We start from the raw sequence: 18,273 nt of genomic DNA on the forward strand, positions 1-18,273 counted from the left end.
TCTGGATGAAGCCCTGGGCGGCCCTGACGCGAACGAGGCCGACGAAAGTGTCGATCTCGGCGAGACCAGCGAGGTGCGGGCCTTTGCCATTGGCACGGCGCAGCACGGCCAACGTCTGGACCGTGCGCTGGCCATTTTGGTTCCCGAGTTCTCGCGCAGCTACCTGCAGCAATTGATCGACGCCAGCGCCGTCACACTGCGGGGCCGGATCGTGACCAAGCCCTCGGTGACGGTGCATGCCGGCGAGGCGGGGCAGATCGAGCTGCGTCCCACGCCGCAAAGCCAGGCCTTCAAGGCCGAGCCGATGCTGCTGCGGGTGGTGCACGAGGACGCCCACCTGCGGGTCATCGACAAGCCGGCCGGGCTGGTCGTGCACCCCGCGCCCGGCCACTGGAGCGGCACCCTGCTCAATGGCCTGCTGGCGCTCGATCCGCAGGCGGCACTGCTGCCGCGCGCAGGCATCGTGCACCGGCTCGACCGCGACACCAGCGGCCTGATGGTCGTGGCCCGCACGCGGGCCACCATGGACGCCCTGGTGCAGTTGATCGCCGCGCGCGAGGTCTCGCGCCAGTACCTCGCCATGGCGCATCGGCCGTGGCAGGGCGCCGCCGCGCGGCAGGTCGATGCGCCGATCGGCCGCGACCCGCGCAATCGCCTGCGCATGGCCGTGGTCGATCTGCAGCGCCATCCTGGCAAGACGGCGCGCACCCTGATCGAGCGGCTGGACGGCACCGCCGATGGCTGTGCGGTGCGCTGCACGCTGGAGACCGGCCGCACCCACCAGATCCGCGTCCACATGGCGTCCATCGGCCATCCGCTGGTCGGCGACGCGCTCTACGGTGGCGCCCCGGCGGCGGGCCTGGCACGACAGGCGCTGCACGCCTTCCGCCTGGCCTTCGTGCATCCGCAGACGCAGGCGCCGATGGTCTTTTTGTCCCCGCCGCCACCGGATCTGGTCCAGGCCTTCGAGACCTGGGGGCTGGACTACAATCGCGCCTGACGGCCCGAGGGCCCCGCCGGCCTTCGATGCCGGCCTTGCGTTCTGCCCGCCGCGTGCCGGCAGCGCCGCTTCTCCATCACGAGACTCTCCATCCACTTGAACGTGCGCCACCTGGCGCCTTTTCCCGGATAACGCGAACCATGAATACGGCGGATGCCAAGCGCATTCTTGAAACCGCCTTGATCTGTTCGACGCAGCCCCTGCCGGTGCGCGAACTGCGCGTTCTGTTCGACGACGAACTGGGCGCGGACACGATCAAGTCGCTGCTGACCGAACTGCAGGACGACTGGACCCAGCGCGGCCTCGAGCTGGTGAGCGTGGGCAGTGGCTGGCGCTTTCAGAGCCGGCCCGAAATGCGCGACCACCTCGACCGCCTGCACCCCGAAAAGCCGCCGCGCTACACCCGCGCCGCGCTCGAGACGCTGGCCATCATTGCCTACCGCCAGCCGGTCACCCGCGGCGACATGGAAGACATACGCGGCGTCACGATCAACTCGCAAATCCTGAAGCAACTCGAGGACCGCAACTGGGTCGAGGTCATCGGCCACCGCGAAACCGTCGGCCGCCCCGCGTTGTACGCGACCACGCGGCAGTTCCTCGACGACCTCGGGCTTGCCTCGCTCGACCAGCTGCCGGTGATCGAATCGCCGGCCCAGCAAGGCGCGCTGCTCGACGCACTGGCCGAGGCCGTCAGCCCGGACCAGCCGGCGCTGCCAATGGAGGGCCCGACGGCCGAAGAGGCGGATGCGGCCGCCGCCGCCGCGGAATCCGACACCCCGATCGAGCCGACCGGCCTCGACGACCCCGACGCACCCGACGTACCCGACGCACCCACTGCGCCCCCCGGAACACCCACATGAGCTCCTCCGAACCCGACGACGCGGTGATCCCGCCTGTCGAAGCCCTTCCCGACGACAAGGCCGGCGCTGCTGCGGCCGGCGTGCCGGAGGGCGACGCCGCTGCGCCGCGCAAGCGCCGCCCGCGCAAGCCGAAACCCGTCGCCGAGACGCCGCTGGCGGATGACGGCGAGGCGGCCACCGACGCGGCGCCTGCGGCCCCAGCAGAGCCGGCCGCTGCGCCCGTCGTTGAGGCGCCCGCGGTCGCCCGGCCTGCGCTTCAGCCTGCCGTCGGCGCTCCAGTGCGCGGCGAGGAGGGTGACGAGACCTCCGATGACGACGAGGACGACGAAGACGAAGAGGGCGACGACGAGGACGAACTCGATCGCGCCAAACGCCTTGCCGACCGCGAGCGTCGCAATGCGCCGCCGACCGAGCCGATCCGCTTCGCCGACGTCATCTCCGGCCAGTTCGACGCCGACGAGGAAAGCCCGGAAGTGCCGCCGCTCAAGCGCGTGCTGCTGCCCGAGGCCGATTCGCCCAAGCTGCACAAGGTGCTGGCCCAGGCCGGCCTGGGTTCGCGGCTCGAGATGGAAGCGCTCATCCTGCAGGGCCGCATCTCGGTCAACGGTGAGCCGGCCCACATCGGCCAGCGCATCCAGTACGGCGACCAGGTCAAGATCAACGGCAAGCCGATCCGCTACCGGATCGCACCGCCGCCGGCCCGGGTCATCGCCTACCACAAGCCCATCGGCGAAGTCGTCACCCACGACGACCCGCAGAACCGGCCGACCGTGTTCCGCAAGCTGCCGCGCCTGGTGCAGGGCAAGTGGCAGTCCGTCGGGCGGCTGGACCTGAACACCGAAGGCCTGCTGCTCTTCACCAGCTCGGGCGAGCTCGCCAATCAGCTGATGCATCCGCGCTTCGGCCTGGAGCGCGAGTACGCGGTGCGCGTGCTCGGCGCGATCAACGCCGAAGAGAAGAAGAAGCTGCTCGAAGGCGTGCGCCTGGACGACGGCATGGCCCAGTTCGGCACCATCGAAGAGGGCGGCGGCGAAGGCTCTAACCACTGGTACCGCGTCACCATCTCCGAAGGCCGCAACCGCGAGGTGCGCCGGTTGTTCGAGTCGGTCGGCCATGCGGTGAGCCGGCTGATCCGCATCCGCTATGGCGCCATGGTGCTGCCACGCGGCCTCAAGCGCGGCGCCTGGATGGAACTGGACGAGCGCGACATCCGCTCGTTGTTCCAGGCGGCCGGTGGCGGTGCGCCGCGGCCGGCGCCGGGTCCGCGCGAGCCAGGTGCCGAGGGTGGCGGCCGCAACGGTCGCGGCAACAACAAGCGCCGCGGCGGCCGCAATGGTGGCAATGCGGGCGGTCCGCCGATGCCCAATCCGGGCGGCGGCCAGGCCGCGCGCGGCGATCGGGGCCGTGGCGGCAACGCCGGCGGCCCGCCGCAGGGGCGTCGCAACAACAAGGGCCAGGGCCAGCCGGGGCAGGGTCGCGCGGGCGGTGAAGACCGCGCGCCAGGCGGTGCGCAGCCCGATCCGATGAAGACATCACTGGGCTACATCGGCGCCGACAGCTTCTCGCGCCAGCGCAAGGAGCAGCGTCAAGGGCCGCGCCGGGGCGGCCCGGGTGGTGGCGGCTTCGGCGGCGGCGGGCCGGGCGGTTCCGGCGGTGGCCGCCGCCGCGGCCGTTAAAACTGTTCAGGACCGCGGTTTTCGCGGTCTTTCAGCCGGGCGCCTGCGGCGCGCCGGTTAAAATCAGAGGCTTTGTCAAGGTCGCGGGCTGCGCTGGCGGCGCCGCGGCGGACCTCATTTCGACATCAACTGCTCAGGAAGCAACTTCTCCATGGCCATCGAACGCACCCTCTCCATCATCAAGCCCGACGCCGTCGCCAAGAACGTCATCGGCAAGATCGTCTCCCGCTTTGAAGCCGCCGGCCTCAAGATCGCTGCCGCCAAGCTGGTGCACCTTTCGCGCGCCGAAGCCGAGCAGTTCTACGCCGTGCATAGCGCCCGCCCGTTCTTCAAGGACCTGGTCGAGTTCATGATCTCCGGCCCGGTGTTCGTGCAAGTGCTCGAAGGCGACAACGCCATCGCCAAGAACCGCGACCTGATGGGCGCCACCGATCCGAAGAAGGCTGCCGCCGGCACCATCCGTGCCGACTTCGCCGACAGCATCGACGCCAACGCCGTGCACGGTTCGGACGCACCGGAAACCGCTGCCAACGAAATCTCGTTCTTCTTCGCCGGCCTCAACGTCTACGCACGCTGAGTCCGCTACCCGGCCGATCTCATGACGACCGTCAACCTGCTCGAGTTCGATCTGGAGGGGTTGGCCGCGTTTTGCGAAAAGCTGGGCGAAAAGCGTTTCCGCGCGACGCAGCTCTTCCGCTGGATCCACCAGCGTGGCGCGAGCGATTTCGCGCAGATGACCGACCTGGCCAAGTCGCTGCGCGAGAAGCTGGCGACCACGGCGCGCATCGAGGCGCTGCCGGTCATCACCCAACACGAGTCGGCCGACGGCACCATCAAGTGGCTGTTCGACGTGGGCGATGGCAATGCCGTCGAAGCCGTTTTCATTCCGGAGGACGACCGCGGTACCTTGTGCGTGTCGTCCCAGGCCGGTTGTGCCGTCGGCTGCCGCTTCTGCTCCACCGGGCACCAGGGCTTCAGCCGCAACCTGCGCACCGGCGAGATCGTGGCGCAGCTGTGGTTCGCCGAGCACTTCCTGCGCAAGCACTTGAAGCGTGACGAACGCGTCATCTCGAACGTCGTGATGATGGGCATGGGTGAGCCGCTTCAGAACTATGCGGCGTTGGTGCCCGCGCTGCGCACCATGCTCGACGACAACGCCTACGGTCTGTCGCGCCGTCGCGTGACGGTGTCGACCTCGGGCGTGGTCCCGATGATCGACCGGCTCGGTGCCGACTGCCCGGTGGCGATGGCGGTGTCGCTGCATGCGCCCAACGATGCACTGCGCGACGACCTGGTGCCGCTCAACCGCAAGTACCCGATCGCCGAACTGCTCGACGCCTGCAAGCGCTACCTGGCGCACGCGCCGCGCGACTTCATCACCTTCGAGTACTGCATGCTCGACGGGGTGAACGACCAGCCGGAGCACGCGAAGCAACTCGTCGCGCTGGTGCGCAGCACCGGCATTTCGTGCAAGTTCAACCTGATTCCTTTCAACCCCTTCCCGGCGTCGGGCCTGCTGCGTTCGCCGCAGCCGAGGGTGGTGGCTTTTGCCCGCACCCTGAGCGAAGCGGGCATCGTGACCACCGTGCGCAAGACGCGCGGCGACGACATCGATGCCGCCTGCGGCCAGCTGGCCGGCGACGTCAAGGACCGCACCCATGCGGCCGAGCGCATGGCGCAGCGTCGCATCGTCACGCTGCACCCCGTCCGCGCGGCGGCCTCCGAGGAGCATTGAAGCGATGAGCATGGTTTTTTCGACGCCGCGCGCGGTGCCCGTGCGCGGACTGATGGGCGCGCTGCTGCTGGCCTCGCTGGCTGGCTGCGTGAGCACGACCACACAAACCTCGCGGCCGGTCGGCAGCACCGCCGGCAACGGCGCCGAGATGGTGACCGCGTCGGACGAGCCCTCCGGCCGTCGCCGTGCGCGCATCCGGCTCGAGCTGGCCATCGGCTATTTCGAGGCCGGCCAGACCACCGTCGCGCTCGACGAGATCAAGCAGGCGCTGACGGCCGATGCCACCTTTGCCGATGCGTACAACCTGCGAGGGCTGATTTACATGCGCCTGGACGACGCCGGGCTGGCCGAAGACAGCTTCCGCCGTGCGATCGCCCTGAACCCGCGCGAGCCCAACACGCTGCACAACTACGGCTGGCTGCTCTGCCAGCAGAAGCGTTATGGCGATGCGGCGCAGCAGTTCAGCGCGGCGCTGGCGGCTCCGAACTACAGCGCCCGTGCCAAGACGCTGATGACGCAAGGCGTCTGCCAGATGCAGGCCGGCCAGCGCGTCGAGGCCGAGCGCAGCTTGACGCAGGCCTACGAGATCGACGCCGGCAATCCGGTCGTCGGCTACAACCTCGCGGCGCTGCTGACACAGCGCGAAGACTGGTCGCGCGCGCAGTTCTATATTCGCCGGGTCAACAACAGTCCGTCGGCCAACGCGGAAACCCTGTGGCTCGGCGTCAAGATCGAGCGCCGACTCAACAACCGCGAGGCCATGGCGCAGCTCGGCGGGCAATTGCAGCGCCGCTTCCCGCAGTCACGGGAGGCAGTGGCGTACGAACGCGGGAATTTCGATGATTGAGCGCGCAAGCGAATTCGGCAACTCACAGACGGCTCCCCTGAGCCACGGCGACAGCACCGAGAAGACGGCCGGCGATCTGCTGCGCGAGGCGCGGGAAGCGCACGGCCTGCACCTCGACGTGGTGGCCGCGGCGCTGAAGGTGCCGCCGCAAAAGTTGCAGGCCCTCGAGGACAACAACATTGAGGCCTTGCCCGATCCGGTGTTCGCGCGTGCGCTGGCGGCCAGCGTCTGTCGCGCGCTGCACGTCGACCCGGCTCCGGTGCTGGCCAAGCTGCCGGGCGCGCTGCGCCCTGGGTTGGCGGACGCCGATCGGCCGCTCAGCGGGAGCTTCCGTTCCGGCGCGCCGCGCAGCCGCAGCACGGCGGGTGGAACGCCCTCGCGGGCCCTGCTCATCGTCGTGGCCTTGCTGCTGGCCGGCGCGGCGGCGCTGGTGTGGCTTCCCTCCGGCGCCTTCGAGCGCATCGGCCAATGGGTGGCCGGGTTCGCCTCGGGGGCGTCCTCGTCGACCAGCGACGCGGTGTCGCAGCAGGCGGCCGATGCGCCCGCCGGCACGGTGATCGAGCCGGTGTCGGCACAGGCGCCCAGCGAGCCCTCGCCGGCAGCCGCTGCTGCAGTGGTCGCATCGAGCCCGGTGTCCGCCGCCGTCGATACGCCGGCCGCCGTGGGCAAGGACGCACTGGTGTTCGTCGTCCGCGCGGAATCCTGGATCACCGTGACCGACGCCGCCGGCAAGTCGCTGCTGCGCCGCACGGTGATGCCGGGCGAAACGGTCCCGCTGAACGGCGCACTGCCGCTGTCGGTGGTCGTCGGCCGCGCATCGGGCGTCGACGTGCAGGTGCGCGGCAAGCCCTTCGACCTGACGCCGCTGGCACGTTCGGGCGGCGTCGCACGCTTCGAGGTGAAACCATGACGAACCCGGCAGCGATGGGGCCGATCGAACCCGCCGCGCCGCTGGCACGGCGTTCGCGCCAGGCGCGCGTGGTCTGGGGGCCACGCATCGTCACCGTCGGCGGCGATGCACCGGTGCGCGTGCAGTCGATGACCAACACCGACACGGTCGATGCCATCGGCACCGCCATCCAGGTGAAGGAACTGGCGATCGCCGGCTCGGAGATGGTCCGCATCACGGTCAACACGCCCGAGGCCGCCGCGCAGGTGCCGTACATCCGCGAGCAGCTCGACCGCATGGGCATCGACGTGCCGCTGATCGGCGACTTCCACTACAACGGCCACCGGCTGCTGACCGACTATCCGGCCTGCGCCGAGGCGCTCAGCAAGTACCGCATCAACCCGGGCAACGTGGGCAAGGGCGACAAGAAGGACAGGCAGTTCGGCCAGATGATCGAAGCCGCCATGCGCTGGAACAAGCCGGTGCGCATCGGTGTGAATTGGGGCAGCCTCGACCAGGAACTGCTGGCGCACCTGATGGACGTCAACAGCCAGCGTGCCACGCCGTGGGGCGCCAAGTCGGTGATGTACGAAGCGCTGATCACTTCGGCGATCGACTCCGCCAGGCTCGCCGAATCGATGGGCATGAACGGTGACCAGATCATCCTCAGCTGCAAGGTGAGCGGCGTGCAGGACCTGATCTCGGTCTACCGCGAACTCGCCAAGCGCTGCAGCTACCCCTTGCATCTGGGCCTGACCGAAGCCGGCATGGGCACGAAGGGCACCGTGGCGTCGGCGACGGCGCTGTCGATCCTGCTGCAGGAAGGCATCGGCGACACCATCCGCGTGTCGCTCACGCCGCAGCCTGGCGAGGCGCGCACACAGGAAGTGGTGATCGCCAACGAGATCCTGCAGGCGCTGGGCCTGCGCATGTTCGTGCCGAGCGTCACTGCCTGCCCAGGCTGCGGCCGCACCACCAGCACGACCTTCCAGGAACTGGCCAAGCAGATCGACGACTACCTGCGGCTGCAGATGCCGGTGTGGCGCAAGAAATACCCCGGCGTCGAGACGCTGAAGGTGGCCGTGATGGGCTGCATCGTCAACGGCCCGGGCGAGAGCAAGCATGCGGACATCGGCATCAGCCTGCCGGGCACCGGCGAGGCGCCGGCCGCGCCGGTCTTCATCGACGGCGAGAAAGCGCTGACGCTGCGCGGAGACAACATCGCCAACGAGTTCCATCAGTTGGTCGAGACCTACATCGACAAGCGTTTCGGCAGCGCCAGCAGCAACGAACCTGCGCCGACCGAAGCGGTCTGATTTTCCTTTTTCTCCGACATCCATGGCCGACAAATTGAATGCCGTCAAAGGCATGAACGACATCCTGCCGCCCGAATCCGCGCGCTGGGAATGGCTCGAAGCCATCGTGCGCGACCTGATGGCGCGCTACGCCTACCGCAACGTGCGCACGCCCATCGTCGAGCACACGGCACTGTTCGTGCGCGGCATCGGCGAGGTCACCGACATCGTCGAGAAGGAGATGTACTCCTTCGAAGACAAGCTCAATGGCGAGAAGCTCACGCTGCGCCCCGAGGGCACGGCCAGCCTGGTGCGCGCGGTCATCGAACATTCGATGCTCTACGACGGCGGCAAGCGCCTTTGGTACACCGGCCCGATGTTCCGCCACGAGCGTCCGCAGCGCGGTCGCTACCGCCAGTTCCATCAGATCGGTGCCGAGGCGCTGGGCTTTGCCGGCCCCGAGGTCGATGCCGAGCTGATCCTGCTGGCGACGGCGCTCTGGAAGGCCGTCGGCCTTGCCGACGTTCGCCTCGAACTCAACAGCCTGGGCCAGCCGCCGGAGCGCGCGCTGCACCGCGCCGAACTCATCAAGTACTTCGAGGCGCGCGCCGAGCTGCTCGACGAGGAAGCCAAGCGTCGGTTGCACAGCAACCCGCTGCGCATCCTCGACACCAAGAACCCGGCCATGAAGGACGTGGTGGAGTCGGCACCGAAGCTGATCGACTTCCTCGGCGCCGAATCGCTGGCGCACTTCGACGGCCTGCGCGCCATCCTGGATGCGAACGACATCGTCTACACGATCAACCCGCGCCTGGTGCGCGGGCTCGACTACTACAACCTCACGGTGTTCGAGTTCGTGACCGACCGGCTCGGCGCCCAAGGGACCGTGTGCGCCGGTGGCCGCTATGACGACCTGATCGCGCAGATCGGTGGCAAGCCTGCGCCCGCCGTCGGCTGGGCCATGGGCATCGAGCGGGTGCTCGAGTTGGTGAAGGAGCAGGGCGCCGCGGTGCCGCTGCCGGTGCCCGACGCCTACGCCGTGGTGCCCGATGCCGCCAGCATGCCGATCGCCCTGTGCACGCTGCAGCAGCTGCGCGAGGCCGGCGTGCGGGTGCAGATGCACGCCAGCACGGTCGACGGCCTGGGCAGCTTCAAGTCGCAGTTCAAGAAGGCCGACGCCAGCGGTGCCGCCTACGCGCTGGTGTTCGGTGCAGACGAGCTCGCCCGCGGTGAGATCACGGTCAAGGCACTGCGCGACGGCAGCGGTGCGCAGACGGTCCGTCCGCTGGCCGACCTGGCCACCTGGGCCACCACCCTACAATCGCCGACCCCCCTCCACTGACAGCGCATGGCAACCCATCTCGATCTCGAAGAGCAGGAGCAGCTCGACCAGCTGAAGCATTTCTGGAACACCTACGGCACGCTCATCACCTGGGTCGTGCTGCTGGCAGCCGGCGCCTTCATGGCGTGGAACGGCTGGCAGTACTTTCAGCGGACCAAGGCCGCGCAGGCGTCGGCGCTCTATGACGAAGTCGAGCGCAGCGCGCAGGCGAACGATGCCGCACGCATCGAGCGTGCGCTCGGCGAGATGAAAGACCGCTTTGCCGGCACCGTCTACGCGCAGCAGGCCGGCCTGCTGGCTGCCAAGACGCTCAACGAGCAGGGCAAGGCCGACGGTTCGCGCGCCGCGCTCGAATGGGTGGCGCAGAACGCGGTCGACCCGGCCTACCAGGCGATTGCTCGCTTGCGTCTGTCGGCCGAGCTGCTGCAGCAGAAATCGTATGACGATGCACTCAAGCAGCTGGCGGCACCGGTGCCCAAGGAATTCGATGCGCTGATCGCCGACCGGAAGGGCGACATCTACCTGGCGCAGGGCAAGCGCGACGAGGCCAAGGGCGAGTACCAGAAGGCGTGGACGGCCTTCGAACCCGGCAACGACTACCGCCGGCTCGTCGAGGTCAAGCTCAACGCCGTCGGCGTGGATCCGAAGACGCTGGCACCCGCTGCGGCGGCGCCCGTCAAAACCCAATGATCGCACCATGAATCTCTCTCGTCTCGACCCTGTCACGCCCACGCTGCGCCTCGTCGCTGCGGCCCTGCTGGTCGCGGTGCTCGCGGCCTGTTCCGGCACCCCCAAGCCCAAGCCGGCCGAGTTGCCCGCCAACCCGGCGCTCTTCTCGGTGCGGCAGGCCTGGAAGGTGTCGATTCCAAAGACCGACTTCCCGGTTCAGATCGATGTCAGCGGCGACACCGTCACGGTGGCCGGTGCCGATGGCACGGTGGTCGCGATCGACGCTCGCTCGGGCCAGGAGGCCTGGCGCGCCAGCGCCGGTGCGCCCTTGATCGCCGGTGTCGGCAGCGACGGCGCCGTGGCTGCCGTCATCACCAAGGACAACGAACTCGTGGCCTTGCAGGCCGGCAAGGTGTTGTGGAAGCAGCGCCTCCCTGCGCAGGCGTTCACCGCGCCGCTGGTGGCCGGCCGCCGGGTCTTCGTGCAGACCGCCGATCGCACCCTGAGCGCCTGGGACGGCCAGACCGGCCGTCGCCTGTGGGCCCAGCAGCGCACCGCCGAGAACCTCGTCCTGCGCAAGCCGGGCGTGTTGCTGGCCGTTGGCGATACGCTGGTCACCGGCGTGGGCGGCCGCCTGGTCGGGCTCAATCCGGCCAACGGTACCTCGCGTTGGGAATCTCCCATTGCAGCGCCGCGCGGCACCAACGACGTCGAGCGTCTGGTCGACCTCACCGGCAGCGTGAGCCGGGTGGGCGACAACGTCTGTGCCCGCGCGTACTACGCCAACGTCGGCTGCGTCGACACCACGCGCGGCGTGCTGATCTGGAGCAAGCCGGCCTCGGGCGCCGAGGGCTTGACCGGGGACGACCGCTTCGTCTACGGCACCGAATCGAACGGCAGCGTGGTGGCCTGGCGCCGCGGCGACGGCGAACGCGCCTGGTCGATGGACCGCCTCAAGTACCGCACGCTGACCGCGCCGCTGGCGGTGGGCCGCTCGCTCATCATCGGTGAAGACACCGGAACGCTGCACCTGGTCTCGCGCGAAGACGGTGCGCTGCTCAATCGCCTGACGCCGGACGGCTCGCCGATCGTCGCCACGCCGGTGCTCGCCGGCAACACGGTCGTGGTCGTCACCCGCAATGGCGGCGTGTTCGGCTATCGCCCTGAATAACGCTATCAAGGGGCGCTGCTCATGAAACCGGTCATCGCACTGGTCGGTCGCCCCAACGTTGGCAAATCGACCCTGTTCAATCGCCTCACGCAGACGCGTGACGCCATCGTCGCGGACTTCGCGGGCCTGACCCGCGACCGCCACTACGGCAACGGCCGCCAGGGCCGGCACGAGTTCATCGTGATCGACACCGGCGGCTTCGAGCCCGACGCGGGCAGCGGCATCTTCAAGGAGATGGCCAAGCAAACGCGCCAGGCCGTCGCCGAGGCCGACGTGGTGGTGTTCGTGGTCGATGCGCGCGAAGGCCTCTCGGCGCAGGACCACGAGATCGGCAAGGAACTGCGCCGGCTGGGCAAACCCTGCGTGCTGGTGGCCAACAAGGCCGAAGGCATGCACGACGGCACCAAGCTGGTCGAGTTCTACGAGCTGGGTCTCGGCGACGTGCACGGCGTGTCCGCGGCGCACGGGCAGGGCATCCGCGACCTGGTCGAGCTCGCGCTCGAGCCGCTCAACCTGCCGGAGCCCGAAGACGAGCAGGACAACGGCGAGGCCAAGCCGATCAAGCTGGCCGTGGCCGGCCGGCCGAACGTCGGCAAGTCGACGCTCATCAACACCTGGCTCGGCGAAGAGCGGCTGGTGGCCTTCGACATGCCCGGCACCACGCGCGACGCGATCACCGTGCCTTTCGAGCGCAACGGCCAGCGTTTCGAATTGATCGACACGGCCGGCCTGCGCCGCAAGGGCAGGGTGTTCGAGGCGATCGAGAAGTTCTCGGTGGTGAAGACGCTGCAGGCGATCGAGTCGGCCAACGTCGTGCTGCTGCTGCTCGATGCCACGCAGGGCGTGACCGACCAGGATGCGCACATTGCCGGCTACATCCTGGAATCCGGCCGCGCCGTGGTGATCGCCGTCAACAAGTGGGACGCGGTCGACAGCTACCAGCGCGAGCAGGTGCAGCGCCAGATCGAGACACGGCTGCCGTTCCTGAAATTCGCGGCGCTGCACCTCATCTCGGCCATCAAGCGGCAGGGCCTCGGTCCGGTCTGGCAAGCGATTGCGCAGGCGCACAAGTCAGCGACCCGGAAGATGTCGACGCCGGTGCTCACGCGGCTGTTGCTCGAATCGGTCCAGTTCCAGGCGCCGCAGCGTGCCGGCATGTTCCGGCCCAAGCTGCGCTATGCGCACCAGGGCGGCATGAATCCACCGGTCATCGTGATCCACGGCAATTCGCTGGAACACGTCACCGATTCCTACAAGCGCTTTCTGGAAGGGCGCTTCAGGAAGGAATTCGACCTGGTCGGCACGCCGCTGCGGATCGAATTCAAGTCCTCGCACAATCCTTATGCCGACAAGGACAAGAGCTAGCCGACGGAGCGGATTCCACGCTGAAGCGCCATGCAACGAGCCCTTGCGGCGTCCAAAGTTCCGCCTTGAAAGAGACGTTATTTTTGGAAGGCCATTGGCCTCCGCGCTGCAGCGGGGAAACCCTGTGTTAAGGTTCTCGGTCCTATAACTCTTCCTTGAACACGGAGAATATCGTGAGCAACAAAGGGCAACTTTTGCAAGACCCGTTCCTGAACACTTTGCGTCGGGAGCATGTGCCGGTTTCCATTTATCTGGTGAACGGCATCAAGCTTCAGGGTCAGATCGAATCTTTCGATCAATATGTCGTGCTGCTGCGGAACACTGTGACGCAAATGGTCTACAAGCACGCCATTTCCACCATCGTGCCCGGACGCGCTGTCAATTTCTCGGCTGCCGAGAACGACGAAGCGGCCGCCTGACCGGCACGTCGCGCGACGGGCGCCGCCCGTCGCGCTTTTTCATGCCAACCCCCATTCCGCTTGTCTGAAGACATCCCCCGCCAGGATGGCGCCGTCGTTCTCGTCGGTGTCGATTTCGGGCTGCCTCATTTCGACAGTGCCCTCGAAGAACTCGGCCTGCTGGCCCAGACGGCCGGCCTGACGCCCGTCGAGCGCCTGGTGTGCAAACGCAAGGCGCCCGACGCGGCCCTGTTTGTGGGCAGCGGCAAGGCCGACGAGATCCGCGAGCTGGCCGAACTGCACCGCGCCAGCGAGGTCATCTTCGACCAGGCCCTGAGCCCGGCGCAGCAACGCAATCTCGAGCGTGCGCTGGGCTGCGCCGTCTACGACCGCACCTTTCTCATCCTGGAAATCTTTGCCCAGCGTGCGCGCTCGCACGAGGGCAAGCTGCAGGTCGAGCTGGCACGCCTGCAGTACCTCAGCACTCGCCTCGTGCGCCGCTGGTCCCATCTGGAGCGCCAGACCGGCGGTGCCGGCGTGCGCGGCGGCCCGGGCGAAAAGCAGATCGAGCTCGACCGCCGGATGATCGACGAGTCGATCAAGCGCACCCGCGAACGCCTGGCCAAGGTGCAGAAGCAGCGCAGCACGCAGCGCCGCCAACGCGAGCGGCGCGACACCTTCAACATCTCGCTGGTGGGCTACACCAACGCCGGCAAGTCGTCGATCTTCAATGCGCTGGTGAAGGCGCGCGCCTACGCGGCCGACCAGCTCTTCGCCACGCTCGACACGACGACGCGCCATCTCTACCTCGGCAATACCGAAGACGGACGCCGGCGCCAGGTATCGATCTCGGACACCGTCGGCTTCATCCGCGACCTGCCGCACGGCCTGGTCGACGCCTTCAAGGCGACGCTGCAGGAGGCGGTCGATGCCGATCTGCTGCTGCATGTGGTGGACGCCTCCAATCCGCACTTCCCCGAACAGATGGCCGAGGTGCAGCGCGTGCTGCGCGAGATCGGTGCCGACGGCATTGCGCAATTGCTCGTCTTCAACAAGCTCGACGCTCTTGAAAGCGCACAGCAGCCCCTGCAGATGCAGGACGAGATGGACATCGATGGCGTACAGATCCCCCGCCTGTTCGTGAGTGCGCACAGCGGCCTGGGCCTGCCGGCGCTGCGCACCGAGCTGGCGCGGCGCTCCGGCTCGGTGCCACCGGGCATGCCCTTGGAGGCGGGGGCTGAATTGCACGATGCACCCGGCTGATTGGGCACAATCGCCCCACTGACGAGAGAAGCGAACCGAATGAATGCAAAGCCAGTGTGGAGACGTTTTCAGGGCATGTTCAACCTGAACGACGGTCGATGGGGACGGGGCGACGAGCCTTCGTCGAACGGCGACCGCCCGACAGGGAACCGGCCCGACGCCGATCCGCCGCCCTCGGGCAACAACAACAACCGCCCGCGGGGCCAAGGCCCGAACCAAGGCCCGCCCGACCTGGACGAACTCTGGCGCGATTTCAACCGCAAGCTCGGCGGCCTCTTCGGCGGCGGCAAGGGCGGCGGGAGCCGTCCGCCCAGCGGCAACGGTGGCGGCTTCAAGCCCGACATGAAGAACGCCGGCTACGGCATCGGCCTCATCGCGGGCGTGGCGGTGCTGATTTGGCTGGGCACCGGCTTCTTCATCGTGAACGAAGGCCAGCAGGCCGTCATCACCCAGTTCGGTCGCTACAAGACGACCGTGGGCGCCGGCTTCAACTGGCGCCTGCCATATCCCATCCAGCGCCATGAGGTGGTGGTGACCACGCAGATTCGCTCGACCGACGTGGGCCGCGACAGCATCGTGCGCTCCACCGGCCTGCGCGAATCGGCCATGCTGACCGAAGACGAGAACATCGTCGAGATCAAGTTCGCCGTGCAGTACCGCCTGAGCGATGCACGCGCCTACCTCTACGAAAGCAAGGCGCCCGCCGACACGGTGGTGCAGGTGGCCGAAACCGCCGTGCGCGAAGTGGTCGGCAAGATGAAGATGGACGCCGCATTGGCCGAGGAGCGCGACCAGATCGCCCCGCGCGTGCGCACGCTCATGCAGACCATCCTCGACCGCTACAAGGTCGGCGTCGAAGTCGTGAACATCAACCTGCAGCAGGGCGGCGTGCGTCCGCCCGAGCAGGTGCAGGCGGCCTTCGACGACGTGCTCAAGGCCGGCCAGGAACGCGAGCGCGCCAAGAACGAGGCGCAGGCCTATGCCAACGACGTGGTGCCGCGCGCCACCGGTACCGCGTCTCGCCTGAAGGAAGAATCCGAAGCCTACAAGGCGCGCATCGTGGCGCAGGCGCAGGGTGATGCCGGCCGCTTCGCCGCCGTGCTGGCCGAGTACCAGAAAGCGCCGCAGGTCACCCGCGACCGCATGTACACCGACGCCATGCAGCAGATCTACACCAACACCACCAAGGTGCTGGTCGATTCGAAGCAGGGGTCGAACCTGCTGTACCTCCCGCTCGACAAGCTGATGCAGATGACAGGTGGCAATGCCGCCGGCGCGCCGGCCGACGGTGCCAGCCCGAACGTGGCGGGCACCGCACCGCCGCAGTCCTCGGTGATCCCGGTCGCACCGGCCAGCAACGACGCGCGCCTGCGCGACGGCCGCACGCGCGATCGCGACGGACGTTGAGGCGGAGAACCAGAACATGAACAGAATCGGATTCATCGCATCGACGATCCTGGTGGCGCTCGCGCTGCTCAGCTCGACGCTCTTCGTGGTCGACCAGCGCCAGTTCGGCGTTGTCTACCAGCTCGGCCAGATCAAGGACGTGATCACCGAGCCCGGCCTCAACTTCAAGATGCCGCCGCCGTTCCAGAACGTGTCGTACATCGACAAGCGCCTGCTGACGCTGTCGAGCCTCGAGACCGAACCCATGCTGACGGCTGAGAAGCAGCGCGTGGTGATCGACTGGTACGTGCGCTGGCGCGTTTCGAACCCCTCGGAATACATCCGCAACGTCGGTCTGGACGAGAACGCCGGTGCCGTGCAGCTCAACCGCGTGGTGCGCAACGCCTTCCAGGAAAACGTCAACAAGCGCACCGTGCGCGACCTGATCTCAGTGCGGCGCGAGCAGCTCATGGCCGACGTGCAGCGCGAAGTGCTGGCGGTGGTGAAGGGCGCCAAGCCCTGGGGCGTCGACATTGTCGACGTGCGCATCACCCGCGTCGACTACGTGGAAGCGATCACCGAGTCGGTCTACCGCCGCATGGAGGCCGAGCGCAAGCGCGTGGCCAACGAACTGCGCTCCACCGGCTTTGCCGAAGGCGAGAAGATCCGCGCCGACGCCGATCGCCAGCGCGAAGTGGCCGTGGCCAATGCCTACCGCGACGCGCAGAAGATCAAGGGCGAGGGCGATGCCCAGGCCGCGTCGGCCTACAGCGAAGCCTTCGGCCGCGACCCGCAGTTCGCTCAGTTCTACCGCAGCCTCGATGCCTACAAGCAGAGCTTCAACAAGAAGAGCGACGTGCTGGTGGTCGACCCGGCATCGTCCGACTTCTTCCGTGCATTGCGCGGGCCCGGCAGCCCGAACGCGCCGCGCTGACCGCCTGTCGTGAGCGCCGACACGCTATGGAGCGCGTTGGCGCTCGTGCTGGTGATCGAAGGGCTGCTGCCCTTCGTGTCTCCGGGCGGTTGGCGTCGCGGCTTCGGTCAGCTGATGCAGCTGCGCGATGGCCAGCTGCGCTTCTTCGGCCTCTGCAGCATCCTCGTCGGCCTGCTGCTGCTCTGGGTTCTCAACTGAGCTTTCTCCTTGTGGGTTGCCCCGATGACGGGCTGTCGTTCCGCGCCCGGTAGAATCCCGGTTTAACCACGCCCCCGATCCTCATGTCCGCCTGGGTCCTCCCGGATCACATTGCCGATGTGCTGCCTTCCGAGGCGCGCCACATCGAAGAACTTCGACGCGAACTGCTCGACACCGCCCGTGGCTATGGCTATGAGCTGGTGATGCCGCCGCTGCTCGAACACCTCGAATCCCTTCTGTCCGGTACCGGCGAAGCGCTCGACCTTCAAACCTTCAAGTTGGTCGACCAGCTCTCCGGCCGCACCATGGGTCTGCGCGCCGACACCACGCCGCAGGTCGCGCGCATCGATGCCCATCTGCTGAACCGCCAGGGCGTCACGCGCCTTTGCTATTGCGGCCCGGTCGTCCACACCCGGCCCGACCGTCCGCATGCCACCCGCGAACCACTGCAGTTCGGCGCCGAGATCTACGGCCACGCTGGGCTCGAAGCCGACACCGAGGTGCTGCTGCTGGCGCTCGATTGCCTGCGGGCCGCCGGCCTTCCTTCCGACGTGATCGTCGACCTGGCCGACGCCCGCCTCGTGCGCTCGCTCTTCGCCGGCGTGCCGGTAGACGCGGCCACGATCGCCCGCGTGCATGCGGCGCTGGCTGCCAAGGATGCCAGCGCGCTGCGCGCGCTGACGCGCGACTTTCCCGCCGCCGCGCGCGAGGGCCTGTTGGCCCTGGTGCAGCTCTACGGCGACGCCGCGGTGCTGGACGAGGCGGCCAAGGCGCTGCCGGCGAGCGCCGCGGTACAGAACGCCTTGAGCGACCTCAAGCGCCTGGCCCAGCGCCTCGACGGCGCCCGCGTGAGCTTCGACCTGTCCGACCTGCGCGGCTATGCCTACTACAGCGGTATGCGCTTCGGCATCTATGTCGACGGCGCCACCGATGCGCTGGTGCGCGGTGGACGCTACGACGAGGTGGGTGCGGTGTTCGGCCGCAACCGGCCGGCGGTCGGCTTCAGCGTCGACCTGCGCGAGCTGGTCGGCGTGGTGCCGAGCCGACCGCTGCGGGCGGCCATCCGCGCACCGTGGAGCGATGCGGCCGGCCTGCGGGCGGCCATCGCCGCGTTGCGCGCGCAGGGCGAAACCGTGGTCTGCGTGCTGCCGGGCCACGACAGCGAAATCGACGAGTTCCACTGCGACCGGGAGCTCGTGCAGAGCGCCGGCCAGTGGAACGTCCAAGCCATCTGAATCTTGAGAA

Annotated in this window: 18 protein-coding genes; all 18 read left to right on the forward strand. The window is 68.1% G+C overall.

Annotation, left to right across the window (positions count from 1 at the left end):
- Position 1 precedes the first annotated feature (1 nt).
- The 18 genes from ACSFBE_RS18685 (at position 2) to ACSFBE_RS18770 (ending at position 18,263) form a co-directional block, all read left to right on the forward strand.
- A complete protein-coding gene (locus tag ACSFBE_RS18685; RefSeq protein WP_435492005.1) occupies positions 2-1,000 on the forward strand; it encodes an RluA family pseudouridine synthase in 999 nt (332 codons plus the stop codon).
- Between the two features lie 140 nt (positions 1,001-1,140).
- Complete coding sequence (gene scpB / locus ACSFBE_RS18690; RefSeq protein ID WP_435491906.1) at positions 1,141-1,860, forward strand: SMC-Scp complex subunit ScpB; 720 nt, start codon at positions 1,141-1,143, stop codon at positions 1,858-1,860.
- Positions 1,857-3,536, forward strand: a complete 1,680-nt coding sequence (locus ACSFBE_RS18695) for a pseudouridine synthase (RefSeq protein WP_435491907.1) — start codon at positions 1,857-1,859, stop codon at positions 3,534-3,536. The genes scpB and ACSFBE_RS18695 overlap by 4 nt, the downstream gene beginning before the upstream one ends.
- Before the next feature lie 151 nt (positions 3,537-3,687).
- Positions 3,688-4,113, forward strand: coding sequence for a nucleoside-diphosphate kinase (gene ndk / locus ACSFBE_RS18700; RefSeq protein ID WP_435457000.1), 426 nt, complete (start codon positions 3,688-3,690; stop codon positions 4,111-4,113).
- 21 nt (positions 4,114-4,134) lie between these two features.
- On the forward strand, positions 4,135-5,271 hold the full coding sequence (gene rlmN, locus ACSFBE_RS18705) for a dual-specificity RNA methyltransferase RlmN (protein ID WP_435491908.1): 1,137 nt from the start codon (positions 4,135-4,137) through the stop codon (positions 5,269-5,271).
- 4 nt (positions 5,272-5,275) lie between these two features.
- The gene (gene pilW / locus ACSFBE_RS18710; protein WP_435491909.1) at positions 5,276-6,118 is read left to right on the forward strand and encodes a type IV pilus biogenesis/stability protein PilW; all 843 of its coding nucleotides are present in this window, start codon (positions 5,276-5,278) and stop codon (positions 6,116-6,118) included.
- Positions 6,111-7,028 (forward strand): helix-turn-helix domain-containing protein, encoded by a 918-nt coding sequence (locus tag ACSFBE_RS18715; protein WP_435491910.1) that lies wholly within the window; start codon positions 6,111-6,113, stop codon positions 7,026-7,028. Before pilW ends, ACSFBE_RS18715 begins: the two co-directional genes overlap by 8 nt.
- Positions 7,025-8,323 (forward strand): flavodoxin-dependent (E)-4-hydroxy-3-methylbut-2-enyl-diphosphate synthase, encoded by a 1,299-nt coding sequence (gene ispG / locus ACSFBE_RS18720; RefSeq protein WP_435491911.1) that lies wholly within the window; start codon positions 7,025-7,027, stop codon positions 8,321-8,323. Before ACSFBE_RS18715 ends, ispG begins: the two co-directional genes overlap by 4 nt.
- 22 nt (positions 8,324-8,345) lie before the next feature.
- Positions 8,346-9,644 carry a histidine--tRNA ligase gene (hisS, locus tag ACSFBE_RS18725; RefSeq protein ID WP_435491912.1) on the forward strand — a complete coding sequence of 433 codons (1,299 nt, stop codon included), beginning with the start codon at positions 8,346-8,348 and terminating at the stop codon, positions 9,642-9,644.
- A gap of 6 nt (positions 9,645-9,650) precedes the next feature.
- Positions 9,651-10,334 (forward strand): YfgM family protein, encoded by a 684-nt coding sequence (locus ACSFBE_RS18730; protein WP_435491913.1) that lies wholly within the window; start codon positions 9,651-9,653, stop codon positions 10,332-10,334.
- Between the two features lie 7 nt (positions 10,335-10,341).
- On the forward strand, positions 10,342-11,484 hold the full coding sequence (gene bamB, locus ACSFBE_RS18735) for an outer membrane protein assembly factor BamB (RefSeq protein WP_435491914.1): 1,143 nt from the start codon (positions 10,342-10,344) through the stop codon (positions 11,482-11,484).
- Positions 11,485-11,505: 21 nt separating this feature from the next.
- The gene (der, locus tag ACSFBE_RS18740) at positions 11,506-12,849 is read left to right on the forward strand and encodes a ribosome biogenesis GTPase Der (protein WP_435491915.1); all 1,344 of its coding nucleotides are present in this window, start codon (positions 11,506-11,508) and stop codon (positions 12,847-12,849) included.
- A 173-nt stretch (positions 12,850-13,022) separates the two neighbouring features.
- Entirely contained in the window at positions 13,023-13,268 is a 246-nt protein-coding gene (hfq, locus tag ACSFBE_RS18745; protein WP_093108079.1) for an RNA chaperone Hfq, read from the forward strand.
- A 60-nt stretch (positions 13,269-13,328) separates the two neighbouring features.
- A complete protein-coding gene (gene hflX / locus ACSFBE_RS18750; RefSeq protein ID WP_435491916.1) occupies positions 13,329-14,510 on the forward strand; it encodes a GTPase HflX in 1,182 nt (393 codons plus the stop codon).
- Between the two features lie 75 nt (positions 14,511-14,585).
- Positions 14,586-15,917, forward strand: a complete 1,332-nt coding sequence (hflK, locus tag ACSFBE_RS18755) for an FtsH protease activity modulator HflK (protein WP_435492006.1) — start codon at positions 14,586-14,588, stop codon at positions 15,915-15,917.
- A gap of 16 nt (positions 15,918-15,933) precedes the next feature.
- Positions 15,934-16,830 carry a protease modulator HflC gene (gene hflC / locus ACSFBE_RS18760; protein ID WP_435491917.1) on the forward strand — a complete coding sequence of 299 codons (897 nt, stop codon included), beginning with the start codon at positions 15,934-15,936 and terminating at the stop codon, positions 16,828-16,830.
- Positions 16,831-16,839: 9 nt separating this feature from the next.
- Positions 16,840-17,028: a DUF2065 domain-containing protein gene (locus ACSFBE_RS18765; RefSeq protein WP_435491918.1), complete on the forward strand. Its 189-nt coding sequence runs from the start codon at positions 16,840-16,842 to the stop codon at positions 17,026-17,028.
- An 83-nt stretch (positions 17,029-17,111) separates the two neighbouring features.
- Complete coding sequence (locus tag ACSFBE_RS18770) at positions 17,112-18,263, forward strand: ATP phosphoribosyltransferase regulatory subunit (protein ID WP_435491919.1); 1,152 nt, start codon at positions 17,112-17,114, stop codon at positions 18,261-18,263.
- Positions 18,264-18,273 lie beyond the last annotated feature (10 nt).

It is taken from the genome of Variovorax sucrosi (genome assembly GCF_051216635.1).
Lineage (GTDB): Bacteria > Pseudomonadota > Gammaproteobacteria > Burkholderiales > Burkholderiaceae_C > Variovorax.